We start from the raw sequence: 14,958 nt of genomic DNA, 5'->3' as shown, positions 1-14,958 counted from the left end.
CAGTCATCCCAGCATGCCAGGGTTGCCAGCAACACCTATCAGACGTGGTGTATTCAGCTTGCGTGGGCTGATTTTTTTGTGAGTGCGCAACCACTGGGCAACCACATCCCATACCGGTTCCCCTTTGACACCTTCAGCCACAGGCGCCCAGCCGGCCACCTTATAGACTTTGCCGTCAACCAGTGGCTGACCATTCAGGCGCATATCCTGTATGCGCTTGCCCATGGCGGCTGCCGGCTCTATTGCATAAGTCAGGCCACCAACGCGCACCATATCGCCACCTTGCTGATAATATGGATCTGGATTGAAGAGGTTGTCGGCTACATCTTCCAGCACGGTCTTGATGGCGGCACCTGTCATTTCTGTCATCGTGGTATGCGAGTAAGTCGTAGCGGTCTGGTCCATCACGTGTTCCATGGTGATGGCACTGTTTGGCAGCAGCGATGTCCCCCAGCGGAAGCCGGGGGAGAAGGCGATTTCCGCCCCTTTGACTTCCATCAGGGCATCGACGATCAGTTGATCGAAGCTGCCGTTGAAATTGCCACGGCGGTACAGCGTGCCTTCTGTCATCGCCAGTTTCTCGCTCAGTTTGGCCGCATAGGGTGCGCGTACTTTTTGTATCAGCGCCTGCATCTCTATATCCGCAGGCAAGAAGTTGGCAAACACTGGCAACAGGCGATACTGGAAGCCCTGTATGCGCCCTTCTTTCACATCAAAATCCAGCACGCCGAGAAACTTGCTATTGCTACCCGCATTGGTCACCAGGGTTTTGCCACCAGGATTATCGACTATAACAGGTGCAGGCATGCCGTCATGGGTATGGCCACCAAGGATGGCATCAATACCACGCACACGTGAAGCCATTTTAAGATCTACATCCATGCCGTTATGCGACAAAAGCACGACAACTTTCGCCCCCTTGGCACGTGCAGTATCAACGGTCTTTTGCATATTCTCTTCCTGTATGCCAAAACTCCATTCCGGCACCATATAGCGAGGATTGGCGATGGGAGTATACGGGAAGGCCTGGCCGATGATGGCCACTGGCACACCATTCATTTCTTTCATGACAAAGGCTTCGAATACAGGGTCACCAAAGTCGGTAGTCTGGATATTTTGCGCGACAAAATCGACCTTACCCTTGAAATCATTCTCGACGATATGTTTGACGCGCTTGTCACCCAGGGTCATTTCCCAGTGCGCCGTCATGACATTCACACCCATCTGCAAACAGGCATCCACCATATCCTGCCCCTGCGTCCACAGTGCTGTGGCCGAACCCTGCCAGGTATCACCGCCATCCAGCAATACCGCTCCAGGCCGGTTGCTCTTGATGCGCTTGATCAGTGTCGTCAAATGTGCAAAGCCGCCCACCTTGCCATAGGTCGCCGCTGCCTGTTCAAAGTTCAGACAGCTAAACGCATGCGCCTCCGGCGTATTCGCTTTAATGCCAAATTGCCTGAGCAAATGCTCGCCCACCAGATGCGGGCTTTTACCAAATGCCGCTCCTATCCCCAGATTGACACTGGGCTCACGAAAATACAGCGGCAGCAACTGCGCATGACAGTCAGTGAAATGCATCAGATGGACATTGCCAAAGCGCGGCAGATCGTACAATTTATCCGCAGCAGGATTCGCCAGGGCCGCCTGCGCATCAATCTGCATGCCACCTGCGGCAGCGATGGCCATTACCTGTAAAAAATCACGACGATTCAGACCCATGATGTTTTTTCTTTCTGTTTTAGGTGGTGTAGCTTTTGATGTAGGTTTTGACCTTAGGATCTGGACGTTGCTGTTGTTCTTGCTGTTGCTGTTGTTCTTGCCATTGCTTTTGAAGTTGCTGTTGACGTTAATCCGCTTGGGCCTTGTGTCCCTAAAGGGAGATACATCGCCTTGCAAGGCGATGTCGTTACGCAGGCGGAATGCATGCACCCTGCGCGGGCCGACCTAATTCCCTGCTACACCGATGCCGTTTTTGTACTGCAGAAAATGGAAAAAGAAGTGTCCGTTGTTTGAGCGTAGCGAGTTTCGGACACTTCCCATTTTTTGCAGTGCAGAAACGGGCACTCCCGTAGGGACCAAGTCTGCGGTCGCCTTTCTTTGATTCCTTTCTTTGGCAAAGCAAAGAAAGGAATTCGGCCGCCGGGCCGAGACCCGGCTTGTGTCTACGGAGAGCAATCGCTTTCAACGAACGCCGCTGGAGAGCCAGCCCGGTGGACTCCAGCCTACGCTGGAGCGACGTAACTCAGGTCAGAGTGACGTTAAAAGATACCTACTCCGACGACAATCAAATCAGAACAATAAAGCTAAGCCCCTTACTTATTCACCGGCGACTCCACATCCAACAACAAGGCCATGACATCCTTCAACTGCGCCTCAGTCAACACCCCGTTATGCCCAAAACGCGGCATCTTGGAACAGGCGTTATAGGCTTGTGCGTTAAAAATCTTGCCCCAGGTATATTTCAACACCTCTGGATTGTTGCCACGTGTTTTTCCATATTGATAAAGTGACGGCCCGATATTACCGAAAGAAATCTCAGTCTTGCTCAGTTGATGGCAGGCATAGCAATTGCCACCATTCACTGACCCTACGGCATCAGAAGATTGCATGCCACGGCCATTCTGGGCAATTTTTTCGCCATTCTTCCAGTCACCCATATACTGACCATCTGCCGGATATTTAACAGAAGCCAGTTGTGCCTTTTCCAGTTTTTTTGCCTGCCTGGGTTTCAAACCTTGCGGATTTGCACTGCATAGTGCCTGTGCTTCATCTTGCTGCACCATGCGTTCCATGGTGGCCGGCCCCTTGGTTTTGAAGTCAGCCTTCATCATGTCCATGGCAGCCTTGGCATAATCAGGTTCGGCGGCAAGAACCTGTGCGGTACAACAAGCTGCGACTAGCAAAACACTGATGTGGTGTAAGCCTAAATTTTTCATGCGTGTTCCCTCAGCGTCTAGCGTTTTAAGGCAGGTGCATTCATGACCGCGCCATCGGCAGATTTTGCCAGGAACATGGTCAGTGCAGTGATCGTGTCTGAAGCATAGTCAGGCACGGGGAAACGTTGCTGGCGGAAGCAATCATTCAACCGGTGCTGCATGCTGCGGACTTCACCCTGCGAAACGCGATAAGCAGGCCAGGTGGAATACGCCGCCTGGGCATTTTCCTTGTTATTCAAATTTGGCAAGTCTTGCAGACGTATGCGTTGACCATCGGTGGAATGACAGGAAGCGCAAGCAAAATCATGCGAGCCTGCACGGTAATAAAAAATCTTTTTACCAATTTCATAGGCCTGTTTTTCCGCCGGATGTTTAGTACTGATTGCCAACGTCATGCCGCGCGATTCTGCCGTCAGAAATGCAACCAGGGCTTCGATATCAGAAGGATTACCAGCAGAACCGAAAGGTGTCTTCATCGCCTGTTCGCGTGTCAACCCTTGTAAATTCATGCGGCAATACATAAGACGCTGCTCAAGATCCATGACTTTATTAGTGTCTTTAAAATAACGTGGCAATTCTGCATAAGCGCCCTTGGTCACGCCAGGGCCTTTACCCAGATCACATTGTTCCAGCGATTGCTGGTTCGGGCCGAGTTTTTTTTGCCAAAGTTCCTGTCCTCGCATTTCCCATAATTCTGCCGGATTACCATCGGCCAGCATTTCCCGGTATTTGGCGATTTCATCGGCAGGAGATGGGTTAGCAGTCTGTGCCTGGGCAGATGACAAGACAGCAAGCGTCAATATGATGCCGACTGATACGCCTGACAATGATTTGAGGACAATACGCGACATGGAATTTCCTTATCAGCTTATCGCTGCTTCATCAGTACGCTGGTCACCCTTGCTATCTACCCAGGTCACCGACACTTTATCCCCCTTGACGCCCCCCTTGAACTTGAAGGACAGAAAAGGATCTTTGGAAACTGAAGGGCCAAACTGCGCGTCCAGCACCAACTTGTCCTTCCATTTGGCTTGCAAGGTCTTGATGAAATGTGCAGGCACAATCTTGCCTTCCAGGTCTTTACGCTGACCGGTTTCCATATCATGACGCATCAATACTTTTACTTCAACAACGTCGCCCGTAGCCACTGCCCGAATACGCATAGGATCGCCCATGATGTCTCCCTTTTTTGCTAACTATACTTGATTTGAAATAAATATTTAAGACCAAAAAACTCACCACAGAGACACAGAGAAAAGCATGAGGAAGACAATCATACATATTTAAGTTATGCGACCCTATGTTACGTCTAATTGGTCAAACACTCGGCCTGCAGTAATCGAATACGTGATCGGTACACCAAGTGTTGGGCTGGTGAATCGTAGCCCAACCTACGCAACTTTCGTGACGTAGATATCAGTCCGTGTCGATTTTCCAAAAACTCATTTATCGGGATGCAGAGCAAGGCGCAAAGCGCAGCAATACGTCGGTATTGCGAGCATTTGCAACGCAGCTATGCGCCCGAGAAATGGGTTTTTACAGGCATCACCCGCCACAGCCACCTAGAGTAACCTTAATCTCTTTCGAAGCCACCAACCATTTTCCATCAACCTTCACCAGCGCATAGACGTTAGAAGTTTCGCCTACCTTGACGCGGGTGCTGACCGAAGCTTCTGTGCCTTCTGGAATATTGAAAGCTGCTGACATGGCATTCGGGTTTTTTTCTATCAGGATCGCGATGTAATCCGTATTGGCGGCCTTGCTGCTGACACTGACTGGTACCACCGCACCGTTTTCGGCAATATCAGGCGCGACAATTATGACATCAGCGCTGACAGCCGGACTACCTGCCCCCAATGCTGCAAACGCATCTTGCAAACTCTTTGCATCGAATACCTTGTTATTCCATTCTGCGGCAAATACATCCGATGGTTTCAGCAAGCCTGCGGCAAAAGCCAGTCCGAATACGGTGGAAATGCGTAAAAAATCACGGCGTTGCTGACCGTCATCGTTGATCTTGATTGCCTGCTTCATTACTGCCTCCTGAGATTTAGCATTTACCTGATGATGCAATGTACTGATTTGACTCTATTCGATATGCCTGACGCGAATTCGTTCCACCAATATGACATGTCTGCAAAAATCCATATTGAATTATTGATGCAAAATCCAGTTCAGCATGGTCTTGATTTCTTCATCCTTCACCTGGGTTTGCGGCGGCATGGGAATGGCACCCCATGCACCGCTGCCACCAGCCTTGATTTTTTTGGTCAAACTGGCTTCTGCGCTGGCGTCTGCTTTATATTTTTCCGCAACCTGCGCAAAGCCGGGACCGACAATTTTATCCTTGATGCCGTGACAAGCGACACAGGCATATTGCTTGACCAGTTTCAAACCTTCATCGGTGGCAGGCTGGCTGACTTTGACCGCAGTTGCCTTGTTCAGGTCGATACCCCGGACTGCACCAATAGTACGATTTTGCTCGGCAGGGTTACCATTGGCACTACGCGCAAAGACCGGTAATTCAGAAGTGATTTTAACTTCCTTGACGCAGTCTTTCATGCAAGCCGTATTGTTGACGTCAGGCTTGCCATTAGTCTGCCATAAGCCGTGCTTCTCAGTCATGCCCAGACGATTTGGCATGCGTTTTTGTACCTCAGCGATATTTTCATTTGACATGACATAATCATCGGCAACAACGCCGCCCAGGTTCAGTATATAAGCGGTTACCGCATACACTTCGTCCGTTGTCAGTGTCTTGGGAGCATTCCATGGCATGGCACGATTAATGTAATCCCATAGCGTCGAAACGGTCGCGACTTTCATCAGGGTAGTACGCTGCGGCTGGCTATTACCCGTTAATGCAGCGACCCGGCCATTCTTGACATCTTCCTTGGTAGTACCGCCGACAATGGGGGTGAACACCTGGTTCGACTCACCAAAGGTGCCATGGCAGGATGCGCATTTACCGTCCCACACTTGCTGTCCCTGATCAACGCTGCCACGTCCCTTGGGCAAGCCCTTGAAGTCGGGACGCACGTCAATATCCCAAGCGGCCACTTCCTTGGATGTAGCAGCCCTGCCTATGCCGGAATAATTATCTGCACTGGCTGCTATGCTGACACTTGCCAGCATCAATATGCCCATCACTTTGCTCAGTATGCTCAACTCAGGCCACTTGTACATTGCTGACCTCGCCATCTTCATTAATTTTCCAGGACTGGATAGCATTGTTGTGATAAATCGAACGGGTACCACGTACTTCTCGCAACTGCGCGATCCTGGGCTGCACATAGCCGGTTTCATCTATCGCACGCGATTGCAGGATGGCCGGTGCACCATCCCAGTTCCAGTCAATATTGAAGCGCGTCAGGCATTTTCCCAACACTGGGCCTTCCAGTCTGGCAGTACGCCAACTGCGACCACCATCGGCAGAAACATCGACACGTTTGACCTTGCCACGCCCTGACCAGGCCAGGCCGGTGATATTGTGAAAACCCTTTTCCAGCAGCATCTGCCCGCCGGATGGTGTGGTGATGACGGATTTGCATTCCTGTACTGAGGTATATTGTCTGTGCATGCCGTCAGGCTGCAGATCGATATAGTGAACAGCTTCATCCTTGGTCGCCCAGGGTTGGTCGCCGACTTCAATACGGCGTAGCCATTTGACCCAGGACACACCCTGCACGCCGGGTACGACCAGACGCAGCGGGTAGCCATTTTCCGGACGCAGCATTTCACCATTCATGCCATACGCGACGATGACATCATCCATGGCGCGGGCAATATCAATCGTACGTGTCATGGCAGAACCATCGCCACCTTCAGCCAGCACAAATTTGGCTTTCTTGCGATCTATACCGCAATCATCCAGCAAGACCGACAAAGGCACGCCAGTGAATTCGCAGCAGCTCAGCATGCCATGTGTGTACTGCACTGTGGGCACAGCAACGTTGCCCCATTCGGTCGCGCTATTTGCACCGCATTCTATGAAATGCATGCGCGATACCGATGGCAGTCGCATCAGGTCATCCATGGTGTAGACCTTGGCTTCACGCACCAGGCCATTGATCATGAAACGATGTTGGGCCGGGTCGATATCTATCCAGCCCTGATGGTGGCGTTCAAAATGCAAGCCACTGGGGGTGATGATGCCAAAGAAGCCTTGCAGAGGCGCGAATGAAACCGAAGCCTGCGGCACCCGTGTCAAACCAGGTGATTGCCGGCGCTGCAGATTGGCTTCGAACTTCGATGGTTGTCCATAAGCTTGCATGACCACAGGATTACCCAGCGACTTAGCATGTTCCTGCAAATTCAGTATCAACGGGTCACCATCACCAGCAGGCATAGTGCCCGGCCTGGCCAGTGCAGCACCAGATGCCAGTGCTGCGGTGGCAGCAGCAAAACTCTTGCGTAAAAAGCCGCGCCGCTCATCATTCAAACCATGTTCACTGATAGCCTGGCGTAAGGGTGCATCCAAAAAGTTTTCGGGTGCACGACGCAAAAGACCAGACTTTTTTATAGGGATAGACATGAAGCTGAAACTTTCCAATGAAATACTTCACTCATTTTGTGCAATAAGCGTTTGCACAAGTCAATGACAAGCATAAACGTTTTTTACAGCACAGTTTTACACATCTTAATTTGATCTGGCTCAAATAATACTATTTGCGTATATAATCAAATAACGAAGAAAAAGGCAAACAATTTCTTTTGTGCAACGCACAAACATCTTGGCAGGTCGCCGGGTTTCTATACTCGTGGTAAATTCTGCAGTCCAATATAAGCTTGCCATCTCATCTCGATGAATCAGAAAAATATATTCCGCACCTCACCGGTAGCTGCTTGTACCAGCGTATTGATTCTGATGGGATGGACCATCTCTGCCTTCTACTTCAAGCAATCTCTTTTTGCCTCACAAAAGTCCGTGCGTCTACCCCAACTTGGCGCGGCAACTGGCGAACTATTTGTCACCCATGAATGGTGGCGTTTGCTGGTGTCGCAATTCTTGCATGTGCATTTTCTGCATATGCTGTTTAACACCGTCTGCATCTTTATACTTGCAAGCACCCTGGAACGCTTGCGCGGTTGGCGGCTACTGACGAGCATTTATCTGATTGGTGGCCTTGCTGGTCAGGTTGCAAGTGTCTGTTATTACCCGAACCTGGTCACAGACGGCGCATCGCAGGCTTTGATGGCATTGTGCGCGAGTGCATTCATTTTGCTGCCACGGAACAAAATGACATTGTTTGCTGCCCTGATAGTTGCGATACAAATTGCGCTCGATGTACATGCAATCGGAGGTATCAAGGCCGGACATTTGTACGGTTTCGCGACAGGATTATTGCTCAGTTTGGGCTATTTGTTTGCATCGCCCAGTCTGAGACGTTCTGCCAGACAAAATGAATCTGCATGATCGGACAATCAATCATTTTGCATTCAAGCCAAACCTGTCCAGCATGAATTCTATAAATGTGGAAAGCTTGGGTGTCGGTTGCCGGTCGCGTGGATATAACAAATGCATGGGACGCGGCGTGGGCAAGTAATCTTCAAGCAGTGGCACCAGGCGACCGGCAGCAACTTCAGTGGCAAGCAGTATTTCTGATTGCATAACGATGCCAAAACCAGCCACGGCAGCACTTTTCAATGCCTGGCCATTATTCGAGCGCAAACGGCTGACAGGAATGTCATTTAATTCTCCATTCAAACGCCAGCGCACATTTTTGGTCCAGTGCAAAAAATCCAGACACTCGTGATGGACAAGTTCAGTTGGAGTACGTGGCTTGCCCTTACGCTTCAAATAAGCAGGTGCGGCACAGATCATCATTTTGTATGGCTGCAAAGCACGCGCAACCAGAGATGAGTCTTCCAATGCCCCTATACGTATCGCTGCATCGTAACCATCTTCCACTACGTCAACATAGCGATCATTCAAATCAAGGTCAGCACGCATCTCTGGATATTGCGCAAGGTATTCAACCAGCGCTGGCGCCAGCATTTCACTGCCAAAGCTAACTGGTGAAGTGATTTTCAGTAGCCCGCGTGCGCCGCCACGCAATCTGGCAGCACCGGATTCTGCCTCCCTTATCTGTGCCAATATGGCTTTGCACTGATCGGCATATTGCAAGCCGAGTTCTGTCAGGCTTTGGCGACGTGTGGTGCGTGTCAGCAAGCGTGCGGCCAGCAGACTTTCCAAAAACTGGATGTGCTTGCCCACCATGACTGGCGATATATCGCATTGTGCTGCGGCCGCCGTAAAACTGCCTGCATCAACGACTGCGACGAAAACTTCCATGCTGCGTAATTTATCCATAATCCATGCAAACTCATATTACTAATCAATAGTTAGTAATATATGTTTTTTTTGAATATTTATCTATATTGAAAATAAATAGATACTTAATTCCACGGCATAAGCCTGTAGAAATCAATTCAATCCTGCCCTCAGCTAAGAACCTGTTCACGATCTGTAGCGAGCGGGCGTCAGCGGAGTGAAGAGCAGCACAAAAAGCGGAATGTACTCTGGTACATGAGCATTTTGAGCAGCGCATGAGCACCGATCACGCTCGCGCAGTAAGATCGTGAACAGGTTCTAAGGGCATCAAACCGAAAGGAAGCTAATATGAAACTCATCATCATCGGTGCCAACGGCACAGTAGGTAGCGCCATCAGCAATGAACTGGGTGCCCGGCACGACATCATCCGCGTCGGCAAAGCCAGTGGCGATATTCAGGTGGACATCAGCGACAGTGCCCAAATACATGCCTTGTTTGCCCGCACTGGCAAGGTTGATGGTGTGGTGGTTGCGGCAGGAAATGTACATTTTGCGCCACTGATTGAAATGGAAGAACAGCATTTCCATATCGGGCTCAATAGCAAGCTGATGGGCCAGGTAAATGTCGCACAAATCGCGCAAGCCTATCTGCACGACCGCGGTTCCATCACCCTGACCAGCGGCGTCGTTGGCGAAGCCCCTATACGTCACGGAGCGAGCGCCGCCATGGTGAATGGAGCGCTGGAAGGCTTTGTTCGTGGAGCAGCAATAGAATTGCCACGCGGCTTGCGCATCAATGTTGTCAGCCCCGGCTTGCTGGAAGAATCCGTTGCCGCACTGGGCAGTTTCTTTTCTGGTTTTGAAGCCGTATCCGCCAAGCGCGTCGGCCTCGCCTATGCCAGGAGTGTGGAAGGCGCGCAGACCGGACAGCTGTATACCGTACGCTGATACGTTTATCCGACCGATATGCAAGCCATCAAGAAATTGATGCAATGAATACATAACAAGCTCTGGCAAAAGAAGGCGGCACTACACGGAAAACTAACTCCGGTCGTGCCGCCTTCTTCACGCCACTCAAAATGCGGCCAGTGAAACCGGACAACTATCTGACGGCAACAAAAGACGGCGCATCATCAAAGACTTGTCATGTGATGCTCACTTCTGCCCCGCCCTGCCCGCTTTTACTATACGACTGTCACTTGTCCACTTCCTTGGCCAGCATATCCCATGAAGGCTGGGATGTGCCATCAGTGGTCGCGGTGACTTTGCTGCCGGCAAATTTAAGTGTCGTGGAACTGGCCTTGCTGAATTCGATGGATTTCATCTTGCAGATGGCTTTTTTAGAGGCTGGATCAACGCAATAGGCACCAGCATTGTCTTTGATCGTCGTGGCGAAATGTTTAATCTTGAACATATCGTCAGTCGTTTGAAAGCTGTCTGCCTTGATATCAAATTTAACGTCGCAACCACAAGATGTCTTCAAGCTGGCTGTCGCTGCTTTAACAGCAGGTTCTACCTCGTTGCTCATCATGTCGCGCTCGGCTTTGCCAGCAAAGGCTGTCAATGGTAATAGCAATAAAATACCAGCCAGTTTTGAAAATTTCATGAACTTATCCTTAGTGAAGTGGTAAGAATGCGCCTCAAAGATCCTGAGGAAACAAGCTTGATCATGGCTTAAATGCCAATCAACGGCTTGCATTCTAAACAATCACATCCGCCATCAGATATAAAATATGTAACAATTTCCCGATTTTCGTGTGGCATCTTTCATCAATAAAATGCAATTAACGTGGCACATATAGCAGAGCATGGGCCAATGAAAAATCGCATCAGCCAACAATCAAGCTTGTAAGCCTTGCTTACAATTACTCCACAAATCGCTCTCAAGCATCAATAGCACTTGATGCTGCCCGGTCTCACACCGGTGACAGGGAAGTGAAGATCGGTATCCATACATTACCTGTGACTGTGCAAGCTGTTTTTTCTGCGCTGCCACCACCACTGGAACATGGTGATCAGACTGACGAGCAGCAAAGCAAGCCAGCAGATGGCCGTAACAATGCCACCATATTCCGGGCCACCCCAAAAAAATACCCATATGAACAGTGGCCAGCTTGCCAATAAACTGGCGACGACAGTAATGATGGTCTGAGGTTTTTCACGGACAAACAATAGAACACAGGGCAAAAAGAAGACCAGGACAATTTCGAGCAAATCCAGAATGCCAAAACCAACTGTTCCTTCCAGGATGCGACTCCAACCCTGCTGTGCAACTTTGTATGGATACAAATAGCCATCTACATAGAGGCTATCCTTGTTTGTTTCTTTAACGGGTGCTTTCGCTGTTACCGGCTTTTCTGAACTTTCTGTCACAGGCTCTTTCGCAGATTCGCATTTGGACAGGGGCAGCACAAAGCAGACCAACAGTAATAGCGAGGCGATTTTTCTGACAAGACTGAGAGTGGTCATACTTGCCATCAATGTTGAAAACGACGTGTCACCAAATGCACCCGCGAAAGGCTCTGCCAAACTCCCGGCTTCACCTTCATATCAGGGTCTGATATAGGCATAACCCTGCTGCTGACGCTTGATCAGTTCAGACACTCCGGCCTCAACATAACCCAGGTTATCCAGCATATCTGCCTTGGTGATTTTTTGTGCACGCATGGTGTTTTCACAGATCATGACCTGGGCACCCATTTTCAGTACTTCATCAATGCGGCTGGCAGCAGGAGATTCAAATTTGAACATATCAATACCGGGACCATAAGCGACGATTTCCACGTCGATATTATCCTTGCCCATATCCTTGATGACATTTTTGACATTATTTAGCGTCAAATCCCATTTTTTACTGTCACCATCACTGACCTGGAAAACAACTCGCGACTTTTTGACAGCTTGCGTCTTAACGTCTTGCTGTGCCAACGCGCTGGCATGCATCATACCGTTCAGCAGCAGCGCCATTGCCAGCAAACGCCCATAGTAGGAAATCAGTCTCATGATTACTCCTGTTTTCAAATCAATTTATCGGACAACGATACCAGATTTATGCGTTTATCGACGGTGATATTTTGTTATTAACATTTCCCAAAAACAACATTCATTTTTGAAAAGAATGTTAAAAATGATTGCATAATCGCCCCTGGCTAGATTAAAGTTGGTCTTTCCGCAAGAAAACAATCTGGATATGTACATGAAAAAACTTTTCTCGATTGCAGCCTGTACGCTAGCGTTTGGTGCCACAAGCACTTATGCGCAAAATACTTATACTCTGAATGTCAGTGAAGGCACATCTGGTGGCCAGGATTCGGCACAGGTGATAGAAAAATACACTGGTCTGGCAGAGGTGATGAGCAAGGCCTTGGGTAAAAAAGTCGTGGTTGTCGTAACGCGGGAATTTGCCCAACTGGAAGAAGGCATGAAATCCGGCAAGATGGATTTTGTGATAGCCCGCCCCAGTGATTATCCTGCACGCGGTGTGCGTGATTACAAATACCAGTTGATTTCAACTTCCAAGCCGGACGGTCAATGCCTTTTGATCGTACCAAAAGCATCGCCATTGAAAAACATCAATGACATCAGAGGCAAACGTATCACGCTACCCGAAAAAATTTCCTACATGTCGAAGTTCTGCTCCGCCGAACTGGTACACAATGGCTTCAAGCTGGAAAATGAAAAAATCCAGTATGCCAAAGAACAGGGAGCTGTCATTTTCTACCTGGATAACCAATTGGCTGATGTGGGTGGTATTGCCTCCTATTCGGGGGTCGCCAAGAACCTGGAAAAAACTGGCCATCGCGTTATCCATACCAGCCAGAGTCAACCTTACCAGCCCCTGATTGCACATGCCAAATTCACAGCAGCGCAAATTCAGGCATTAAAGAAAGAACTGGGACAACTGGATGAAACCGAATCCGGCAAAGTCATCCTGAAACAGATAGGCATCAAGGAATTTGATACCAAGAGCAATGAACAAAGCCTGCGCGATTTGCTGAAATGGCTGGGGTAATAAAACCTAAGCGAAAAGTCAATTTCAAATCAACGCTTTACTACCCTCATATTCAGATAAGAAAGCAACCAGTCCAGGGTTTCCTGCCTCAGTTTCAGGTGCAGGCACTTCAATATGGATTGCTCGTACGTGACCCGATCACAAACCTGTCGTGCTGATGCTGCTGATCCGAAAGGTTCAGAAGGCATCAGCAGACTGGCTGCGATCAAAAAACTACAACACCAGATCAAGGCTCGCATGATATTGCTTCCATCACGTTATTAACGAAGCTCTTACACTGCCCTGCCAGCAGGGAAAACTGCCGCCACCTGCATGAGCTGATTCCAGCGCCAGCGCAATACGATACCGGTGCCAACTGCCACACAAGCGCAGATCAACCAGACCGGGCACTGCGGAAATTTTAGGTACACACTGATCAGTACCAGCCCCAGCAGCGTAGGCATCGCAAATGCCATCAGTAAAGCAGATTCATAGCGTGATTTCATGACGGCATAGTTTTTAAGGCTCATGACACTCAGGGGCAGCAGACAAAAGCAAGCTATCCAGATTGCTCCTCTCATCAACGGACTGGCGGGTGAAAAATATACCGTCAAACCCACAATTACCACCGTCACCAGCCACAGCCCCAGGGTTTGTCGCAACAGGAAACCTGCCAACACACCAGTCTGTTGTTTCACGTCAGGCAATCTGGCTGCCAGGCAAAGCAAACCTTGCTCAACCCTGCGCTGATATACGGCCGTACGCACCACAGATGTAAAGATAAACGGTAACATGATAAAAGACAGGATCACCGTAAAATACGCCAGCCTGATATCCTGATCAGTGAACCTGGCGGAATGGCGTAGAAAGAAAATGAAGTAAATGCACATACCGCCACTCATCACCAGCACGGACAAAAAACTGGTCAGCCAAAATACCTGTGAACCCATGGAAAACGACATCAGCTGACTCACTGTTTCTGGCAAACGACTAACCTTCTGCATGCGACGGCGCAACAGAAAATCATAGAGATTCGTGAAATTCATCGACCACTGATTCATTTGTATTTCTTCGCCATTCATGACTTTTTGCAGCGTGGAAAAATTTTTCTCCTGCTTGAAATGCTGGTCACCGTGTATCGCAAATACCCAATGCAATACTGCAGCGGTCATCACCAAAGCTGCCATTACCATTAATACCGGATTACTCCATATACCAGTATCAGGCAGCGTCACTTTTGCATTCAGCCACATTGGCAATTGACTCATAAGAACCAGAAAAATCATCACCCATTTGCTGCGTATGGTCGCAACATACACTAGCAAAACAAACACACCGAGCATCCAGTTTTGAAAGAAATGTCCCGGCGATTTTACATTCAGCGCCAGGGCCAGCAAAGCAGGCAATAGCAAAACCGGAACAGCCAATGCATATAACATATTTCGTTTAAGCTGGGGAACCAGCCGTGCATTGGCTGGGGTATGTTGCATGGCAATACTGGGGACCAGCAACAAAAACCAACATGTCAGCAACAAGCCAAGCGCCATGGACAAGCCAAGACCAAGTGCCAGAACAATCGGCATCCAACCCTCATCTTCTCTTCCGATAAATAGCACAACCACCATTGGCAGCAGGGCGACCAGGCTCATTAAAATCCACAATATCTTCAAACCACCAGTGTTGATACGCGCATAGACCGGTTGCTTCCATATGGAAATGATTGCTTTCATGGTGTACCTTTCCCAACTGTCATC

General features: G+C 49.3%; 16 protein-coding genes. 4 read left to right on the top strand and 12 right to left on the bottom strand.

What is annotated here, in order from left to right; all coding sequences use genetic code 11:
- Positions 1 to 3: 3 nt before the first annotated feature.
- From soxB to soxC, 7 genes are all read right to left on the bottom strand, one after another.
- Entirely contained in the window at positions 4 to 1,716 is a 1,713-nt protein-coding gene (gene soxB / locus AC1RVX_RS12805; RefSeq protein WP_493217117.1) for a thiosulfohydrolase SoxB, read from the bottom strand.
- A 599-nt stretch (positions 1,717 to 2,315) separates the two neighbouring features.
- On the bottom strand, positions 2,316 to 2,939 hold the full coding sequence (soxX, locus tag AC1RVX_RS12800; protein WP_493216971.1) for a sulfur oxidation c-type cytochrome SoxX: 624 nt from the start codon (positions 2,937 to 2,939) through the stop codon (positions 2,316 to 2,318).
- 17 nt (positions 2,940 to 2,956) lie between these two features.
- On the bottom strand, positions 2,957 to 3,790 hold the full coding sequence (gene soxA, locus AC1RVX_RS12795; RefSeq protein ID WP_493216970.1) for a sulfur oxidation c-type cytochrome SoxA: 834 nt from the start codon (positions 3,788 to 3,790) through the stop codon (positions 2,957 to 2,959).
- A gap of 12 nt (positions 3,791 to 3,802) precedes the next feature.
- Positions 3,803 to 4,114, bottom strand: a complete 312-nt coding sequence (gene soxZ / locus AC1RVX_RS12790; protein ID WP_493216969.1) for a thiosulfate oxidation carrier complex protein SoxZ — start codon at positions 4,112 to 4,114, stop codon at positions 3,803 to 3,805.
- A gap of 370 nt (positions 4,115 to 4,484) precedes the next feature.
- Positions 4,485 to 4,973: a thiosulfate oxidation carrier protein SoxY gene (gene soxY, locus AC1RVX_RS12785; protein WP_493216968.1), complete on the bottom strand. Its 489-nt coding sequence runs from the start codon at positions 4,971 to 4,973 to the stop codon at positions 4,485 to 4,487.
- A 120-nt stretch (positions 4,974 to 5,093) separates the two neighbouring features.
- Positions 5,094 to 6,125 (bottom strand): c-type cytochrome, encoded by a 1,032-nt coding sequence (locus AC1RVX_RS12780; protein ID WP_493216967.1) that lies wholly within the window; start codon positions 6,123 to 6,125, stop codon positions 5,094 to 5,096.
- On the bottom strand, positions 6,109 to 7,473 hold the full coding sequence (gene soxC / locus AC1RVX_RS12775) for a sulfite dehydrogenase (RefSeq protein ID WP_493216966.1): 1,365 nt from the start codon (positions 7,471 to 7,473) through the stop codon (positions 6,109 to 6,111). Before soxC ends, AC1RVX_RS12780 begins: the two co-directional genes overlap by 17 nt.
- 270 nt (positions 7,474 to 7,743) lie before the next feature.
- On the opposite strand from soxC, the gene AC1RVX_RS12770 reads away from it, so the two are divergent.
- Complete coding sequence (locus tag AC1RVX_RS12770) at positions 7,744 to 8,355, top strand: rhomboid family intramembrane serine protease (RefSeq protein ID WP_493216965.1); 612 nt, start codon at positions 7,744 to 7,746, stop codon at positions 8,353 to 8,355.
- Between the two features lie 12 nt (positions 8,356 to 8,367).
- Here the strand turns inward: AC1RVX_RS12770 and AC1RVX_RS12765 are convergent, their stop codons facing one another.
- Positions 8,368 to 9,252, bottom strand: a complete 885-nt coding sequence (locus AC1RVX_RS12765; RefSeq protein ID WP_493216964.1) for a LysR family transcriptional regulator — start codon at positions 9,250 to 9,252, stop codon at positions 8,368 to 8,370.
- 309 nt (positions 9,253 to 9,561) lie between these two features.
- On the opposite strand from AC1RVX_RS12765, the gene AC1RVX_RS12760 reads away from it, so the two are divergent.
- Positions 9,562 to 10,161 carry a short chain dehydrogenase gene (locus tag AC1RVX_RS12760; protein ID WP_493216963.1) on the top strand — a complete coding sequence of 200 codons (600 nt, stop codon included), beginning with the start codon at positions 9,562 to 9,564 and terminating at the stop codon, positions 10,159 to 10,161.
- A gap of 247 nt (positions 10,162 to 10,408) precedes the next feature.
- Here AC1RVX_RS12760 and AC1RVX_RS12755 read toward each other — a convergent pair whose 3' ends face one another.
- The 3 genes from AC1RVX_RS12755 to AC1RVX_RS12745 form a co-directional block, all read right to left on the bottom strand.
- Positions 10,409 to 10,819, bottom strand: a complete 411-nt coding sequence (locus AC1RVX_RS12755; protein WP_493216962.1) for a hypothetical protein — start codon at positions 10,817 to 10,819, stop codon at positions 10,409 to 10,411.
- A gap of 350 nt (positions 10,820 to 11,169) precedes the next feature.
- Positions 11,170 to 11,682 carry a hypothetical protein gene (locus AC1RVX_RS12750; RefSeq protein ID WP_493216961.1) on the bottom strand — a complete coding sequence of 171 codons (513 nt, stop codon included), beginning with the start codon at positions 11,680 to 11,682 and terminating at the stop codon, positions 11,170 to 11,172.
- A gap of 81 nt (positions 11,683 to 11,763) precedes the next feature.
- Entirely contained in the window at positions 11,764 to 12,216 is a 453-nt protein-coding gene (locus AC1RVX_RS12745; protein WP_493216960.1) for a DsrE family protein, read from the bottom strand.
- Positions 12,217 to 12,409: 193 nt separating this feature from the next.
- On the opposite strand from AC1RVX_RS12745, the gene AC1RVX_RS12740 reads away from it, so the two are divergent.
- Both AC1RVX_RS12740 and AC1RVX_RS12735 read left to right on the top strand, forming a co-directional pair.
- Positions 12,410 to 13,225, top strand: coding sequence for a phosphate/phosphite/phosphonate ABC transporter substrate-binding protein (locus tag AC1RVX_RS12740; protein WP_493216959.1), 816 nt, complete (start codon positions 12,410 to 12,412; stop codon positions 13,223 to 13,225).
- 129 nt (positions 13,226 to 13,354) lie between these two features.
- Complete coding sequence (locus AC1RVX_RS12735; protein ID WP_493216958.1) at positions 13,355 to 13,489, top strand: hypothetical protein; 135 nt, start codon at positions 13,355 to 13,357, stop codon at positions 13,487 to 13,489.
- Positions 13,490 to 13,497: 8 nt separating this feature from the next.
- Here AC1RVX_RS12735 and AC1RVX_RS12730 read toward each other — a convergent pair whose 3' ends face one another.
- Entirely contained in the window at positions 13,498 to 14,934 is a 1,437-nt protein-coding gene (locus AC1RVX_RS12730) for a hypothetical protein (protein ID WP_493216957.1), read from the bottom strand.
- Positions 14,935 to 14,958 lie beyond the last annotated feature (24 nt).

Source organism: Undibacterium sp. GW821-FHT11B02 (genome assembly GCF_058808955.1).
This window is presented reverse-complemented; position numbering and strand designations above follow the sequence as displayed.

Coding starts and splice junctions, on each gene's coding strand:
- soxX (WP_493216971.1), bottom strand. CDS start 2,939: ATGAAAAATTTAGGCTTACACCACATCAGTGTTTTGCTAGTCGCAGCT.
- soxA (WP_493216970.1), bottom strand. CDS start 3,790: ATGTCGCGTATTGTCCTCAAATCATTGTCAGGCGTATCAGTCGGCATC.
- soxZ (WP_493216969.1), bottom strand. CDS start 4,114: ATGGGCGATCCTATGCGTATTCGGGCAGTGGCTACGGGCGACGTTGTT.
- soxY (WP_493216968.1), bottom strand. CDS start 4,973: ATGAAGCAGGCAATCAAGATCAACGATGACGGTCAGCAACGCCGTGAT.
- AC1RVX_RS12780 (WP_493216967.1), bottom strand. CDS start 6,125: ATGTACAAGTGGCCTGAGTTGAGCATACTGAGCAAAGTGATGGGCATA.
- soxC (WP_493216966.1), bottom strand. CDS start 7,473: ATGTCTATCCCTATAAAAAAGTCTGGTCTTTTGCGTCGTGCACCCGAA.
- AC1RVX_RS12770 (WP_493216965.1), top strand. CDS start 7,744: ATGAATCAGAAAAATATATTCCGCACCTCACCGGTAGCTGCTTGTACC.
- AC1RVX_RS12765 (WP_493216964.1), bottom strand. CDS start 9,252: ATGGATAAATTACGCAGCATGGAAGTTTTCGTCGCAGTCGTTGATGCA.
- AC1RVX_RS12760 (WP_493216963.1), top strand. CDS start 9,562: ATGAAACTCATCATCATCGGTGCCAACGGCACAGTAGGTAGCGCCATC.
- AC1RVX_RS12755 (WP_493216962.1), bottom strand. CDS start 10,819: ATGAAATTTTCAAAACTGGCTGGTATTTTATTGCTATTACCATTGACA.
- AC1RVX_RS12750 (WP_493216961.1), bottom strand. CDS start 11,682: ATGACCACTCTCAGTCTTGTCAGAAAAATCGCCTCGCTATTACTGTTG.
- AC1RVX_RS12745 (WP_493216960.1), bottom strand. CDS start 12,216: ATGAGACTGATTTCCTACTATGGGCGTTTGCTGGCAATGGCGCTGCTG.
- AC1RVX_RS12740 (WP_493216959.1), top strand. CDS start 12,410: ATGAAAAAACTTTTCTCGATTGCAGCCTGTACGCTAGCGTTTGGTGCC.
- AC1RVX_RS12730 (WP_493216957.1), bottom strand. CDS start 14,934: ATGAAAGCAATCATTTCCATATGGAAGCAACCGGTCTATGCGCGTATC.